Source organism: Marinobacter sp. ST-43 (genome assembly GCF_030541085.1).
GTDB classification, from domain to species: domain Bacteria; phylum Pseudomonadota; class Gammaproteobacteria; order Pseudomonadales; family Oleiphilaceae; genus Marinobacter; species Marinobacter nauticus.
The window spans coordinates 38,024-52,106 of the sequence record NZ_JASSVO010000009.1; the positions used below are offsets into that span (position 1 = coordinate 38,024).

14 protein-coding genes are annotated in these 14,083 nt (G+C 55.4%); 9 read left to right on the top strand and 5 right to left on the bottom strand.

All coding sequences use genetic code 11. From position 1 onward, the window contains the following. Positions 1-24 precede the first annotated feature (24 nt). Positions 25-1,278: a lipid IV(A) 3-deoxy-D-manno-octulosonic acid transferase gene (gene waaA, locus QPL98_RS12345; RefSeq protein ID WP_031211220.1), complete on the bottom strand. Its 1,254-nt coding sequence runs from the start codon at positions 1,276-1,278 to the stop codon at positions 25-27. 17 nt (positions 1,279-1,295) lie between these two features. On the opposite strand from waaA, the gene lpxL reads away from it, so the two are divergent. The 9 genes from lpxL to QPL98_RS12390 all read left to right on the top strand — a co-directional run bounded on the left by lpxL (position 1,296) and on the right by QPL98_RS12390 (position 10,527). Continuing rightward, the gene (gene lpxL / locus QPL98_RS12350; RefSeq protein WP_227499520.1) at positions 1,296-2,354 is read left to right on the top strand and encodes an LpxL/LpxP family Kdo(2)-lipid IV(A) lauroyl/palmitoleoyl acyltransferase; all 1,059 of its coding nucleotides are present in this window, start codon (positions 1,296-1,298) and stop codon (positions 2,352-2,354) included. Next, positions 2,351-3,769 (top strand): mannose-1-phosphate guanylyltransferase/mannose-6-phosphate isomerase, encoded by a 1,419-nt coding sequence (locus tag QPL98_RS12355; RefSeq protein WP_023010957.1) that lies wholly within the window; start codon positions 2,351-2,353, stop codon positions 3,767-3,769. Before lpxL ends, QPL98_RS12355 begins: the two co-directional genes overlap by 4 nt. Then, positions 3,766-4,665, top strand: coding sequence for a lysophospholipid acyltransferase family protein (locus QPL98_RS12360; protein ID WP_023010956.1), 900 nt, complete (start codon positions 3,766-3,768; stop codon positions 4,663-4,665). The genes QPL98_RS12355 and QPL98_RS12360 overlap by 4 nt, the downstream gene beginning before the upstream one ends. A gap of 69 nt (positions 4,666-4,734) precedes the next feature. Further along, on the top strand, positions 4,735-5,601 hold the full coding sequence (locus QPL98_RS12365; protein ID WP_161629038.1) for a glycosyltransferase: 867 nt from the start codon (positions 4,735-4,737) through the stop codon (positions 5,599-5,601). Positions 5,602-5,640: 39 nt separating this feature from the next. Continuing rightward, on the top strand, positions 5,641-6,540 hold the full coding sequence (locus QPL98_RS12370; protein WP_031211213.1) for a mitochondrial fission ELM1 family protein: 900 nt from the start codon (positions 5,641-5,643) through the stop codon (positions 6,538-6,540). Beyond that, a complete protein-coding gene (locus QPL98_RS12375; RefSeq protein WP_286874803.1) occupies positions 6,537-7,637 on the top strand; it encodes a glycosyltransferase family 4 protein in 1,101 nt (366 codons plus the stop codon). The genes QPL98_RS12370 and QPL98_RS12375 overlap by 4 nt, the downstream gene beginning before the upstream one ends. Before the next feature lie 60 nt (positions 7,638-7,697). Further along, the gene (locus QPL98_RS12380) at positions 7,698-8,738 is read left to right on the top strand and encodes a glycosyltransferase (RefSeq protein WP_286874801.1); all 1,041 of its coding nucleotides are present in this window, start codon (positions 7,698-7,700) and stop codon (positions 8,736-8,738) included. Beyond that, positions 8,735-9,478 (top strand): YrbL family protein, encoded by a 744-nt coding sequence (locus tag QPL98_RS12385; protein WP_286874799.1) that lies wholly within the window; start codon positions 8,735-8,737, stop codon positions 9,476-9,478. Before QPL98_RS12380 ends, QPL98_RS12385 begins: the two co-directional genes overlap by 4 nt. Beyond that, the gene (locus QPL98_RS12390; protein WP_286874797.1) at positions 9,475-10,527 is read left to right on the top strand and encodes a glycosyltransferase; all 1,053 of its coding nucleotides are present in this window, start codon (positions 9,475-9,477) and stop codon (positions 10,525-10,527) included. Before QPL98_RS12385 ends, QPL98_RS12390 begins: the two co-directional genes overlap by 4 nt. A 55-nt stretch (positions 10,528-10,582) precedes the next feature. Here QPL98_RS12390 and rfbC read toward each other — a convergent pair whose 3' ends face one another. Genes rfbC through rfbB form a run of 4 tightly spaced genes read right to left on the bottom strand, consistent with a single transcriptional unit; the run spans position 10,583 to position 13,980 of the window. Continuing rightward, entirely contained in the window at positions 10,583-11,158 is a 576-nt protein-coding gene (gene rfbC / locus QPL98_RS12395) for a dTDP-4-dehydrorhamnose 3,5-epimerase (RefSeq protein WP_286874795.1), read from the bottom strand. A 12-nt stretch (positions 11,159-11,170) separates the two neighbouring features. Next, complete coding sequence (gene rfbA / locus QPL98_RS12400) at positions 11,171-12,037, bottom strand: glucose-1-phosphate thymidylyltransferase RfbA (RefSeq protein ID WP_286874793.1); 867 nt, start codon at positions 12,035-12,037, stop codon at positions 11,171-11,173. Next, positions 12,038-12,910, bottom strand: a complete 873-nt coding sequence (gene rfbD / locus QPL98_RS12405; protein ID WP_286874791.1) for a dTDP-4-dehydrorhamnose reductase — start codon at positions 12,908-12,910, stop codon at positions 12,038-12,040. Continuing rightward, complete coding sequence (gene rfbB / locus QPL98_RS12410) at positions 12,907-13,980, bottom strand: dTDP-glucose 4,6-dehydratase (RefSeq protein ID WP_286874789.1); 1,074 nt, start codon at positions 13,978-13,980, stop codon at positions 12,907-12,909. Before rfbB ends, rfbD begins: the two co-directional genes overlap by 4 nt. Positions 13,981-14,083: the final 103 nt, after the last annotated feature.

The window sequence follows — 14,083 nt, forward strand, 5'->3', positions numbered from 1 at the left end:
GCCTCCTGATTCAGGGGCCCGTTTTTACAGGCGCTCGACAATACCCTCAACGACCCTGTCCAGTGCCCCGCGATTTTTATTCACCACCGCCAGTGCCCGCTCCCCCAGAGCCTGCCGTTCTTCCCGGGTCGCCATTAAACGGACCACGGCCTGGCCCAACTCGTCCCCGCTTTGGACCATCACCACACCCTCGCCGGCACGAAGGCGCTCATACACCGTCTCAAAGTTGAACACATGCGGGCCGGAAAGTACCGGAATACCCCAGGCCGCCGGCTCCAGCGGGTTGTGCCCGCCCCTTTCAATCAATGAACCGCCGACAAACGCCATGTCACCCGCGCCGTAGAGCATCATCAGCTCGCCCATGGTGTCGCCCAGGTATACCTGAGCATGGGCAGGATCTTGCTGCAGTGAGCGGCGGGCCACGTTGAAACCGGCTTTTTCCGCCAGCTCCGCCACCGAACCAAACCGGTCCGGGTGGCGGGGCACAATCACCAGCAAAGCCTGCGGGTGTTGCCCGAGCACCGCCCGATGGGCCTCCAGCAGCTGTTCATCTTCGCCGGCATGCGTACTGCCAGCGACCCACACGGGCCGCGCTCCCAGGATTTGTCGACACTGGCGGGCTGACTCACGAATGCCTTCGGTGATATCCACGTCAAATTTCACGCTACCCGTCACTTCCACACTGGCCGGTGCGACACCAATGCGCCGAAAACGCTCAGCATCTTTCTCCGCCTGGGCGGCGATCCAGGTAATTTTCTGCATGACCGGTCGGACCAGTCCCCGCACCCGCTCGTAGCCCCGGGCCGAACGCTCCGAGAGACGGGCGTTGATGAGGAAAACGGGAACCTGTTTGCGGTAGCACTGGGTGATCAGGTTCGGCCAGATTTCGGTTTCCATCACTACCAGGATGCGAGGCTTTATTTGTTTCAGAAAGCGCCCTACGGAGCCTGGCGTGTCGTATGGGGCGTAGGCGTAGGCAATTTTGTCGCCAAACATCTTCCGGGCCTGGGCCAGTCCTGTTTCAGTTGTCGCAGTCATTAGAATGGAGGCATCGGGATTTTCCGCAACCAGCCGCCCGACCATAGGACCTGCTGCAATCGTCTCACCAACGGATACCGCATGTACCCATATAACTGTACCCGACATCTCTGGAACATAGCCTAAACGATGCCACCATTTCTCTCGACGCGCGGGCGCCTTCCGACCACGCCACCATAACCGGCACAAAATCAATGGCAACGCCAACCTGATTAGCTGCGAATAAATGAAGAGCAACACGCGGGACTCCCGGCGAAATGATGCGTTATCATAGTGAAATCATTGTATCGCGGGGCATCTTGCCTTCGGACAAACTTTTTGTCGATTCAGGAACAGCAATTTTGAATAAGAAGTACCGCCAAAAATCCCGGAATACTGACTACTCAGCCTACCTCCATCCCCGCTGGTGGCCAACCTGGGTGGGCATTGCTCTCATGTGGTTTACCGCACAGCTTCCCCTGCGTATTCAGTGGAAGTTGGGGAAAGCTGCCGGACTGATCACATGGAAGTTGGCGAAGAGCCGCCGGCACATCACCGAAACAAATATCCAGCTGTGTTTTCCGGAATACAATGACAAACAACGGGCGGCCTTGGTCCGCAACTCATTTATCGCCAATGGCATTGGCCTGATGGAAATTGGAATTGGGTGGTTCAGAAACACTGAAAAGCTGAAAAAAATCACCTCTATTCATGGCCTCGAACATTTCGAGAAAGCCAAACAGGAAGGTCACGGCATTTTGCTGATTGGCGGCCACTACAGCACATTGGAAATGGGTGGTTCCCTGGCAACCCTGTATATCGATTCTGATGTCATGCAGCGCGACCACAACAACCCGCTGATGAACGCCGTAATGACCCGCTCACGCGCCAAACGCTACGGCAAAGTACTGGCGGCCAAAGATCTTCGCGGACTGTTACGCAGCCTGAAAGACAACCATGCTGTGTGGTACGCCACCGACCAGGACTATGGCAGGAAAGACATCGTCTTCGCACCCTTTTTCGGCGTACCCGCAGGCACAATCACAGCAACCTCCCGCATTGCTGAACGCAGTAAGTGCGTAGTGATGCCATTCAGTCATTTCCGTCGAGAAGACAAGCCCGGATATGACATCTATTTCCACCCACCTTTAGAGCATTTCCCAAGCGGGGACGATCTCGAAGATGCCACGCGCATCAACGCGGTTATTGAAAATGAAATTCGAAAAGCACCGGATCAGTATCTCTGGATGCACCGCCGGTTCAAGACCCGACCGAACCCAGAGGACCCCGGATTCTATAACAAGAAGCGCAGGAAACGCTCCGGAGCATCAAAATGATCTATCCAGTCATCATGGCCGGTGGCACCGGCTCGCGCCTATGGCCGATGTCCAGACAACTGAATCCGAAACAGTTCCTGAAACTGACCGATGACAAACTGTCGATGCTGCAGCTGACAGTTGCGCGACTGAAAAGCATGGAAGCAGCCGACCCAACGCTCATCTGCAACGAGGAGCACCGGTTCCTGGCCGCTGAGCAGATGCGCCAAGCAGGCCATGACGACGCCAGAATCATTCTGGAACCCTGCGGGCGAAACACCGCGCCGGCCATAGCCCTGGCTGCCCTCCAACTGGCAAAAACCGTCGACGAAAACGAAGACCCTTTGATGCTGGTACTGGCAGCGGACCACCTTATTCAGGATACGCCAGCCTTCCAGGCGGGCATTGCCCGCGCCATTCCACTGGCCAACCAAGGTAAACTGGTTACCTTCGGCATTGTGCCGGGACACCCAGAAACCGGTTATGGCTACATCCAGCAAGGCCCGGCACTGGACGAGGAGAGCTTCAAGGTTAATCGCTTTGTCGAGAAGCCGGACCAGAAGACGGCCGAAGAATACCTGGCCTCGGGGGACTACCTGTGGAACAGCGGCATGTTCATGTTTGGCGCCCGCACCTATATTGAAGAACTGAAAAAGCATCGCCCCGACATCCTGGCCATCTGCCAGGCAGCCATGGATGATGCCAGCGAGGACCTTCACTTCGTTCGTGTGAACGAAAACGTATTTGCCGATTGCCCGGAAGATTCCATCGACTACGCGGTCATGGAAAAAACCGACAACGCCGCCGTCGTATCACTGGACGCCGGCTGGAGTGACATTGGCTCCTGGTCCGCCCTCTGGGCAGTCAGTGAGAAAGACACCAACGGCAACAGCTTCAACGGCGACGTGATTGCCCAAAACACAGCCAACACCCTGGTTCGGGCCGACAGCCGCCTAGTGAGCACCGTCGGCGTGAAAGATCTGGTCATCGTGGAAACCAAAGACGCACTGCTGGTCGCCCACAAGGACCATGTGCAGGATGTGAAAAAAATCGTGGAAACCATCAAGAACGATGGCCGGCACGAGCACATGAACCATCGGGAAGTCTATCGCCCCTGGGGTGTGTACGATTGCATCGACAACGGCAGCCGTTATCAGGTCAAACGCATTACCGTGAAGCCCGGCGCCAAGCTCTCGGTGCAAATGCATCATCACCGGGCAGAACACTGGATTGTTGTGAGCGGGACCGCAAAAGTGACCAACGGAGAGAAAACCTATCTGGTCACGGAAAACCAGTCCACCTATATTCCCATCGGGCAGGTTCACTCCCTTGAAAACCCCGGCGTTATAGATCTGGAGCTTATTGAAGTTCAGTCCGGCTCCTATCTCGGAGAGGACGACATCGTGCGCTTTGATGACAAATACGGAAGGTCATGAGCAAGCTAAAATACTATCTGATCATCAGTCCCATTAAGGTCGTTGGCACACTCTCTCTGGGCCTGGCGCAGCGTCTTGGAGCCTGGGGCGGCAAACTGGCGTGGGCGTTGGGAGCCGATGCCCGAAAAGTCACCGAGACCAACATCCGGCTGTGCTTTCCCGAGCTTTCCCAAAAGGAACAGACAGAACTCGCCCGAACGTCTTTGATGCATACGGGCATGACTGCCCTGGAAATTCCCATGATGTGGGAATGGCCGGTGGAGAAATGCCTGGACCAGATCCGCGAAACCCAAGGCATTGAACTGGTTGATCAGGCACTGGCCTCCGGCAAGGGGCTGATCTTCCTGGCTCCACACCTGGGCAACTGGGAACTGGCCGGCCTTTACTTTTCGGCCCGCTACAACATGGCGGCGCTGTACAGCCCTCCCAAGATCCCCGAGTTTGAGGACTACATGATCAAAGTCCGGGGCCGGCTTGGCTGCGAACTTGTCCGCGGTGACCGTAAAGGGCTTTCCAGGCTGGTCACGATCCTCAAGGAAGGTGGCATTGCCGGCATTTTGCCGGACCAATCCCCCCGGGGGAAAACCAACGCCTACGCCCCGTTCTTCGGCACAGAGATTCGCACCATGACCCTGGCAGGCAAGCTACTTCAGAAAACCGGCGCTGCGGTTCTGGTAACCTACGCCGAACGATTGCCGGATCATCAGGGTTATCGCCTGGTGGTCACCGAAGCGGAACCCGGCCTGACCGACCAGGATTCAACCACTGCGGCTGCCGCCCTGAACCAGTCGGTGGAAAACGTAGTCCGCCTTATTCCTGAACAATACCAGTGGGAATACAAGCGTTTTCGTCATCAGCCTGACGGCAAAACAAACCCTTACAATTTCAAAAGCTAGAATCGCAACCTTATGTTCAAAGCACAGAGACGGCAAAAGCGCCTTAAAGCGAAACAGGAAGCGTTGGAGTTGACCAAAAAAACGGTGGTCTCTGCGCAACTCTTACAGTCGGCCCTGGCATCCCGGGAGGCGGGGGTCGGCAATGCCAAGCCTCATGAAATAACGGTTTCCCTGACCAGCTTCCATAAGCGTATTGATAATGTTCACCTCACCATTGAGAGCATTTTTCAGCAGTCCCTGCGCCCTGACCGGATTATCCTGTGGCTCGCCCGGGATATGGATGAGGATAACCTTCCGGAGATCCTCACGCAGCAGCAACGGCGAGGCCTGGAAATCCGGTTTATGGAAAGAGACCTGGGGCCCTATGGCAAGTTTTTCCACACACTGAAGCAACACCCGGATAGTCTGATCATCACCATCGATGACGACATCCTATATCCACATGACATGGTCGACATGCTGTACCGGAACTGGGTAAAAGAACCGGAAGTGATTCACTGTCACCGGGCTCATACCATTGGGTTTGATGGCAATGGGAAGCTGCTGCCCTACAAGCAATGGAACAAAGGAAAAGCGAGCACAACCCCTTCCTTGCTGACCTTTCCCACCGGCGTCGGCGGCGTACTTTACTTTCCGGGCTGTTTCGATGAAAGAATTCTGGATGAAGAACTTTTTATGTCTATTTGCCCCAAAGCAGATGACATCTGGCTAAAAGCCATGAGCCTCAAAAAAGGCGTTCTATGCAAGCGCGTGGAAGACTATCGCAACTGGGGCACTCGGTTCCTTGTCGTGGAAGACTCTCAGGTAACCGCACTGAAACGATCCAACAAATCCGGCCCCCAAAGCAACGATGTCAAGTTCAAAGCGGTTTGGGACTATTTTGATTTGTGGGACAAGATCGGAGCCGATGCCCCGGAATCCAGAAGGACATCCTAATTCGTGAGCGCCAGCTTTCCCTCCGCCCCCGTAGTGTGGATGATCACAGACCAGAAGCCCGGCCACCGGAACCAGCTACGCGGGCTCGGTGACCGGTTAACCACTCGCTTCGCCCCCCAAATACACTGGATCGAAGCCCAGCGGTATAGCGCATCCTGGTGGCAAGCCATTTTTGGGCGAGCACCAGTGATCGATCAACCGACGCCAGACATCATCATCGCTGCCGGCAGCCAAACCCAAAAACTGCTGCTGGCCTGCCGCAAACGTTATGATGCAATGACTGTTGTGCTGATGCGCCCGGCACTTCCATTCGCAAAACCAGACCTTTCGATCATTCCGGCCCACGACAACCCGCCGGACCGCCCGGATGTACTGATCACCCGAGGTGTTCTCAACGCCATCAAACCACAAGAGCAGCCCGTCGAAGCACAAAACGGTCTGATCTTGATTGGAGGCCCTTCAGAGCATTACGAATGGGACGGTGAAGCCATCTTAGGGCAGGTCAGCACCCTGGCCGACGAATACCGCGATTGGCACTGGACAGTCACCTCTTCACGCCGGACGCCAGCCGCCCTGCTCGAACAACTGACCGACATCCAGCGGAACAACGTGACATTCCACCACCACGAAAAGACCGGCCCCAACTGGTTAATCGACACGCTGGCCGAGACACGCACTACCTGGGTCTCCCCAGACAGCGTGTCCATGGTTTATGAAGCACTCACCGCAGGCACATCTACAGGATTATTAGATCTGAAAGCCCGCAACAACAGCCGTGTCGTTCGGGGCCTGGAGTCACTAAAGGCCGATGGATTGGTGACTGAATGGCAGGACCGCGCTCAACTCATGCAGGCGGAACCCGGCAAAGCCCCCAAACTGTGGGAAGCCGACCGTGCCGCTGAGTGGGTGATCAGAAAATTCAGGGAGTTTCATCAATGAGAGTACTGCAAGTCCTGCCGGCACTGAACAGTGGCGGCGTGGAACGAGGCACGGTGGAGTTCGCCCGCGAGCTGGTCAAACAGGGCCATGAATCCATCGTGCTTTCCTCCGGCGGGCGCCTGGTTGATCAACTGGAAGCCGAAGGTTCACGCCACGTCACCATGCCGGTCCACCGCAAATCCCTGGCCTCATTTGGACAGATACTGCCCGTGCGCCAACTCCTGAAACAGCTGAAGCCGGATGTTGTGCACGTCCGCTCACGGCTCCCGGCCTGGATCATCTGGCTGGCCTGGAGGGGCCTGCCGGAAAAAGATCGCCCGGCCCTGGTCAGTACCTTTCACGGCATGTATTCCGTGAACGCCTACAGTGCCATCATGGCCAAACCGCAGCATCTGATCGCCATTTCCCACTGCGTGGAACGGTACATTCTCGATAACTACAAGGTAGCCCCCGAACGCATTACCGTCATTCAGCGCGGCGTGGATACCCGCGCCTTCCACCCGGCACCTCCCGATGCCGCCTGGCTGGAGCAGTTTTATTCAGAACACCCTCAGCTCGAAGATAAAAAGCTGATCCTGATGCCCGGCCGGCTGACCCGCTGGAAAGGTCAGGAGGCGTTCCTGGCCATGATGGCGGACCTGCTCCAGCGCGAGCCAGAGGCACACGGCGTTGTTGTTGGCGGCGCCGAGAAAAACAAGGAGAGTTACCTGGCAGAACTGAAAGCACAGGCAAGAGAGCTTGGCATTGACCAGCAGATCACCTTCACCGGCCACCGCTCGGACATTGTCGAGTTCTATCGATTGGCCGACGTGGTCTGCCATATGTCGAACAAACCCGAACCTTTCGGCCGCACCCTCACGGAAGCCCTGGCGGTGGGCACACCGGTTGTCGCCTTCGACCGTGGCGGGGCGGCAGAGTCGCTGTCCGCCTGTTTCCCCGAAGGCCTGGTACCACCGGATGACCTGACAACCTTTGCCGCCAGGGTGCATGAACAACTGCACCAGCATCCCCGGATTGTTGTGCATCCAGAGTTTCAGTTGGAGCACCAGGTACAGGCAACCCTTGAGGTCTATCACAGAGCTGTAACCCACAGCTGAAGACCCTGACCAGGCCGGCTGGTACAATAATCGTTTTATTATCCAAGGGACCCGCCAGACATGCGAGTACTACACATTGCCTACCAGCAGTTGCGCCGGTACGGCCAGACCCGGGTGAGCTGGGCTCAAAAACTCAGTTTTGGGTTGATCAAAAACGATCACTATGTAATTGATTTTAGTGACCGAGATATTGCTGCGTTTGAAGCACCACTTGGCATTCGGGATCTGGGCCACAAAAAAGCCAATCAAAAATTACTGGAAACCGCTGAAGCGGCAGAACCAGATCTAATCATTATTGGCCACGGTAATATCATCACCAATGAAACGCTGCTTGAGGTCAGGAAACGTAACCCTAACGCTGTGCTGGTTCACTGCAACCTTGATCCACTATTTGTCCCTGAAAATGATGCAAAAATTCGTCATCGAGCCGAAGTTTGTGACGCTGTTTTTGTCTCAACGGGACGCAAAGAGCTTGAAAGGTTCAAAGACACGAGCACTCGTCTTTACCATATTCCGAACCCAGTCGATCCTTCCATCGAGGTCTACAACAACGCCGAAAAGACAAATCTGCCCGTTGATCTCGTTTTCTGCAGCAACAGCGACGATTACACACGCCGACAGGAAATCGTGAAAGAAGTAAATGAAAAACTGGGCAGTGAGCTGGTGTTTAAGGCCCACGGTAGCTTTGGCTCCTCACCCGTCTGGGGACGCGATTACGATAAAGCCTTAAGCGAATCCAGAATGGCACTCAACCTGAACCGCCAAGAGGGGGATTACTGGTACTCCTCTGAGCGCATGGCTCAGCTAGCTGGTAATGGAATTCTACAGTTTACGCATGAATCCGCCCGGTTTGATGAGCTATTACCACCGGAAACACTCGTCTATTTCTCTGATGTAAATGATCTGGTTGCGAAAATTCGAGAGTTTCACCAGGATGATGAAAAACGCCGCAACTGGGCAAGAAAAACGCGCGATTTCTTCCATCGCGAAATGAATACTCGCTTGTTTTCTCAATACATTGTGGAAGCATCCATGATGCAGCCATTCAGTCACGACTATGCCTGGGCGCAAGACATTAACCTGGACGGCAGCCTGAAATGACGCTAGTCCTGACTGACCACAATCCATTTGCCCAGGGCGGCAACCGGCTGTGTTTTGTACACCCTGAAGACAGCCTTCGATGCATAAAGGTACGTCGACCGGATTTCACCCTGGAGGACCGTCGGCGGGAAAAGGGGTTCCCGAAAAACCTGAAGCCCCTCTCCAGCTTCGATGATAACCGGGAAGAATTCTTGGTCATGGAACAGCTGATGCGCATCTATGGCGAACAAGTTTTCCAGCACATCAGCCGCTGTTTTGGCTTTATCGACACCAATCTTGGACAGGGGCTAGTCTCGGAACTGATTCGCGATTACGACGGAGCTATCTCTCAGACTCTAAAAAAATATCTTTGGGATCAAGGCCTAACTGAAGACTGCCAAACCGCCATAAATGCTCTCTGTCGCTTTTGGGAGCAAGAAGTTATTCCATCCAGGGACCTGTTACTGCACAACATCGTGGTGCAGCGAAGCCAAGCTGGCAGAATTAAAAGGCTAGTTGTAATCGATGGCCTGGGCAGCCCCGGACTAGTCCCATTCCACTGGCTGCCCAGAACCCAACGAAAAAAGAAGGTGGCGCGCAAAACCGCCAACCTGCATGAACGGGTCAACACGCTGCTTTCGCAGCGGGGCCAAGACACCTTCCCTGGTTACCACGGGCTCCTTCTGCACGACGGACGCCCGGAATCGACTCCGGCGCAAGACACCAACGCCAGCGAACAGGAGGACTCACCGTCTTCATGAGCCAATCAACTGAAACCATCCACCGCGTAGCCCAAGTGCTGGCCGGCGCAGAGCGCGGCGGGGCTGAAAATTTTTTCGTTCGCCTGGTAAAGGGACTGCAGGCAACTGGCAAGGTGAACCAGCAAGCATTCATTCGCGCACATCAGCACCGGATAGATGCATTGGAATCAGGCGGCGTACCCACCAGAGGATTCCGCTTTGGGGGCCAATTGAATCTGCTGGACCGCATGCGCTACCACCGCGCCCTTCGGGAATTTCATCCGGACATCGTCATGACCTGGATGAACCGGGCCTCCATTGCCACGCCCCCCGGTGACTACACCCTGATAAGTCGCCTGGGGCACTACTACAACCTGAAATACTACCGTCATGCGGATTATTGGGTAGGGATCTCCAAGGGTATCTGTGACCACCTGATCCAGGGCGGCATGCCCGCAGACCGGGTGTTTTACATCCCAAACTTTGCCGATGAAACCCCGGTTGAGCCTTTGCCGCGTGACAGCTTCGAGACTCCCTCGGACAGGCCACTGATTCTGGCCGCCGGGCGCCTTCATGAAAATAAAGGCTTCGACATCCTGCTGCAGGCACTAAAAAAAGTCCCGGATGCAACGCTTTGGTTGGCCGGCAGCGGCCCAGAGGAGCAGCCTCTGAAACAACAATGCCATGAACTGGGCCTTGATGACCGGGTTCGGTTCCTCGGATGGCGTGACGATGTGACCACACTGATGAAAACGGCGGACCTGTTTGTCTGCCCTTCACGCCATGAAGGGCTGGGATCTATCGTCATGGAGTCATGGGCGCACGAATGCCCGATTATAGCCACCAACTCCCAGGGGCCAGGCGAGCTCATTGACTCAGGACAAACAGGGATTATTACCCCTATCGATGAACCACAGGCCCTCGCTGATGCGATTCGGGAGCTGCTGCAGAATCCGGAGGAATCCGCCCGGCTAGTGCAGAATGCCAGCGAGCATTACTGGAAGCACTTCAGCCGGTCAGTCATCGTTGATCAGTATCTGGATCTTTATCGGTCTATTCAACAAAAATAGTCGCGGCGGCGTCCTCACCAATTTAGTGGGGACGCCGGCTCCCGACAGTGCCTGCTCAAAGAGCAAACTGGCTATAGATCTCCCTCAGTTCCGGGGTTGCCGCCTCCAAGCTCATTGCTTCGGAATCCTTGCCTGACAATAGGAGCTGATCTGTTGTCAGTCCGCCCCACTGAACCCCAATTTCTGGATCGCTCCATATGATGGAACGCTCATACTCCGGCGCATAAAAATCCGTGCACTTGTACTGAAAGTCCGCCGTCTCACTGGTCACGAGAAAGCCGTGAGCAAAGCCTGGCGGCACCCAAAGCATTCGTTTGTTTTCTTCCGAAAGGTATTCCCCAACCCATTGGCCGAAAGTGGGCGAATTGGTTCGCAGGTCCACCGCCACATCGAACACCTCGCCACGGGTCACTCGCACCAGTTTCCCCTGGGGCTGTTTGATCTGGTAGTGCAGACCACGCAGGGTGTTTTTTACCGAGCGGCTGTGATTGTCCTGCACGAAGGTTTCATTAATGCCGGCTTCCCGGAAGGCTTTCTCATTCCAGGTTTCCATGAAGAATCCGCGTTCGTCTCCAAACACTTTGGGTTCAATCAGTTTGACTGCGGGAATCTTGGTGTCAGTGATATTCATAAAAATCGCTTATTAAGTTTTAACCAGTTTCTTCAGGTAGGCGCCGTAGCTGTTCTTCTTCAGATTCTCCGCCTCGGCCAGCAGTTGCTCTTCACCGATGAAGCCCATGCGATAAGCCACCTCTTCCAGGCAGGCGATTTTCAAGCCCTGGCGTTTTTCCAACGTCTCAATAAATCCGGCAGCATCGTGCAGGGAATCAAAGGTGCCGGTATCCAACCAGGCGAAGCCACGACCCAGCAATTCCACACTCAGATCGCCCCGCTCCAGGTAGGCCTGATTAACACTGGTAATCTCGAGCTCTCCACGCTCTGAGGGCTTTACTTGCTTGGCAATTTCGACCACATCGTTGTCGTAAAAATAGAGGCCGGTGACGGCGTAGTCCGATTTCGGGCTGGCCGGCTTTTCTTCGATGGAGATGGCCCGCTGCTGGTCATCGAATTCCACAACACCAAAGCGCTCTGGGTCCGTCACCTGATAGCCGAATACCGTCGCGCCTTTTTCTTTTTGAGCGGCGCTCTGAAGCATTTTGCTCAGGCCCTGGCCATAGTAGATGTTGTCCCCCAGCACCAGGCAAACACTGTCATCGCCGATGAACTCCTCGCCAATAATGAAGGCCTGGGCCAGGCCATCCGGGCTGGGTTGCACGGCGTAGCTCAGGTTAATGCCCCACTGACTACCGTCGTTTAGCAGGCGTTTGAAGCCTTCCTGGTCTTCCGGCGTGGTGATGACAAGAATATCCCGAATACCAGCCAGCATCAGGACCGACAGCGGATAGTAGATCATGGGCTTGTCGTACACCGGGAGGAGCTGCTTGGAGATGCCTCGGGTAATCGGATAAAGGCGGGTGCCGGAGCCACCGGCGAGGATGATCCCTTTCATTTACTTCTCCAGGTATTCGTTCAGGGTGAGCGTCAGCTGGCTTTGCCAGTCCGGCAGCTGGATATTCAAGGCGTTTTCCAGTTTGCTCAGGGCCATCCGCGAGTTCAATGGTCGTTTCGCCGGCGTTGGATAGTCGCTTGTGGGGATAGCCCGGGCATTGTCGGGGCCCATGGATAGAGTTTCCCCGGCCCGCTGTGCTTGCCGGAAAATATCCTGGGCAAAGCCATGCCAGCTGGTTTCTCCTCTGGGAGCCAAATGGTAAAGGCCTGTTTTTAACTGGCCGTGGATAGCCAGGGCGGTTACCTGTGCAATCAATCGTGCCGGTGTCGGAGCTCCCACCTGATCCGCGACGATGCTCAGCTCTTCCTTGCTTTGGGCCAGCCGTAACATGGTTTTCATGAAGTTGTTGCCACGGGCGCTGTAGACCCAGCTGGTTCGGAAAATGAGGTGGCCCGCGCCGCTTTGTTCAATGGCTTGGTCACCTTCGAGTTTGGTTTGGCCGTATACGCTCAATGGGCCTGTTGGGCTGGTTTCTTGCCAGGCCTCGCTGCCAGTTCCTGGGTATACGTAGTCACTGCTATAGTGCACCAAGCGGGCGTTATTGGCCTTTGCGTATTCTGCCAGCTGTTTGGGTAAGCCGGCGTTCAGGCGTTGGGCGGCTTGCTGGTTTTCTTCGGCAGCGTCTACGGCTGTGTAGGCGGCTGCGTTTACTATCAGGTTCGGCTGAATTTGGGCGAGATAGTCGGTTACGGCTTGTTCGTTAGTTAGGTCCAGTTTCTCTCTGCCTGGGGCGGTTATGGTGCCCAGCGGGGAGAGAGTGCGGTGGAGCTCGAAGCCGACTTGGCCAGTTTTGCCTAGGAGTAGGATGTTCATTCCCCCTCCCCTAGGCGCTCTCTTTGGTAGCTACCGTCTTGTACTCGCTGGCACCAGTCGAGGTTGTTGAGGTACCACTGTACGGTTTTTCGGATGCCGGTTTCGAAGGTTTCCTGAGGCACCCAGCCGAGTTCTTTCTGGATTTTACTGGCGTCTATGGCGTAGCGCCTGTCGTGGCCTGGGCGGTCTTTTACGGTGGTGATCAGATCACGGTAGCTGGCTTGCTGCGGGCGCAGTTCCTGAAGGATATCGCAAAGGGTGTGGACTACGTCGATGTTTTGCTTTTCATTATGCCCGCCAATGTTGTAGGTTTCACCCGGCTGCCCCTCGGTGACCACTTTATACAGTGCTCGAGCATGATCTTCGACGTAGAGCCAATCGCGGATCTGGTCGCCTTTGCCATAGACTGGTAAGGGCTTTGCTTCCAACGCATTGAGAATCATCAACGGGATGAGTTTCTCCGGGAAATGGTAGGGCCCGTAGTTGTTGGAGCAATTAGTGACCAGCGTTGGCAGGCCATAGGTTCGGCGCCATGCCCTTACCAAGTGGTCTGAGCTGGCTTTACTGGCGCTGTAGGGGCTACTGGGCGCGTATGCCGTACGCTCAGTGAATAGACGCTCTTTGGCGGCATCCGATTCATCGGGGTGAGGGAGATCACCGTACACCTCATCTGTACTGATGTGGTGGAAGCGGAAGTTGGCTTTTTTATCGCATTCCAGTGCCTGCCAGTACTGCCGGCTGGCCTCCAGCAACGTGTAGGTGCCCACGATGTTAGTTTCGATAAAATCAGCCGGCCCGTCTATCGAACGGTCTACGTGGCTTTCTGCAGCCAGGTGCATAATGGCGTCCGGCTGGTGTTGGGACAGTACACGGTCCAGTTCGGCGCGGTTACAGATGTCGACCTGTTCGAAGGCGTAGCGTTCGCTGTCGCTCACTTGCACCAGGCTTTCGAGGTTGCCGGCGTAGGTGAGCTTGTCGACGTTGACCACTTCGTCCTCGGTGTTCTGGATGATGTGGCGGATGACGGCGGAGCCTATGAAGCCGGCCCCGCCGGTTATGAGTAGTTTCATAAGGTAACGTTCAGCTTTCAAATTTATGCTTGAAAATTCAGCCAATTCCTGAATAAAGACGAAAAATAGGCGATAATTGCGCGCTCAATGATATACCCACTCT

Bases quoted from the DNA above. Each gene is read 5' to 3' on its own strand.
- QPL98_RS12360 (WP_023010956.1), top strand. From the start codon at position 3,766: ATGAGCAAGCTAAAATACTATCTGATCATCAGTCCCATTAAGGTCGTT.
- QPL98_RS12370 (WP_031211213.1), top strand. From the start codon at position 5,641: ATGATCACAGACCAGAAGCCCGGCCACCGGAACCAGCTACGCGGGCTC.
- rfbB (WP_286874789.1), bottom strand. From the start codon at position 13,980: ATGAAACTACTCATAACCGGCGGGGCCGGCTTCATAGGCTCCGCCGTC.
- QPL98_RS12375 (WP_286874803.1), top strand. From the start codon at position 6,537: ATGAGAGTACTGCAAGTCCTGCCGGCACTGAACAGTGGCGGCGTGGAA.
- rfbD (WP_286874791.1), bottom strand. From the start codon at position 12,910: ATGAACATCCTACTCCTAGGCAAAACTGGCCAAGTCGGCTTCGAGCTC.
- QPL98_RS12355 (WP_023010957.1), top strand. From the start codon at position 2,351: ATGATCTATCCAGTCATCATGGCCGGTGGCACCGGCTCGCGCCTATGG.
- QPL98_RS12385 (WP_286874799.1), top strand. From the start codon at position 8,735: ATGACGCTAGTCCTGACTGACCACAATCCATTTGCCCAGGGCGGCAAC.
- QPL98_RS12380 (WP_286874801.1), top strand. From the start codon at position 7,698: ATGCGAGTACTACACATTGCCTACCAGCAGTTGCGCCGGTACGGCCAG.
- QPL98_RS12390 (WP_286874797.1), top strand. From the start codon at position 9,475: ATGAGCCAATCAACTGAAACCATCCACCGCGTAGCCCAAGTGCTGGCC.
- rfbA (WP_286874793.1), bottom strand. From the start codon at position 12,037: ATGAAAGGGATCATCCTCGCCGGTGGCTCCGGCACCCGCCTTTATCCG.
- rfbC (WP_286874795.1), bottom strand. From the start codon at position 11,158: ATGAATATCACTGACACCAAGATTCCCGCAGTCAAACTGATTGAACCC.
- lpxL (WP_227499520.1), top strand. From the start codon at position 1,296: ATGATGCGTTATCATAGTGAAATCATTGTATCGCGGGGCATCTTGCCT.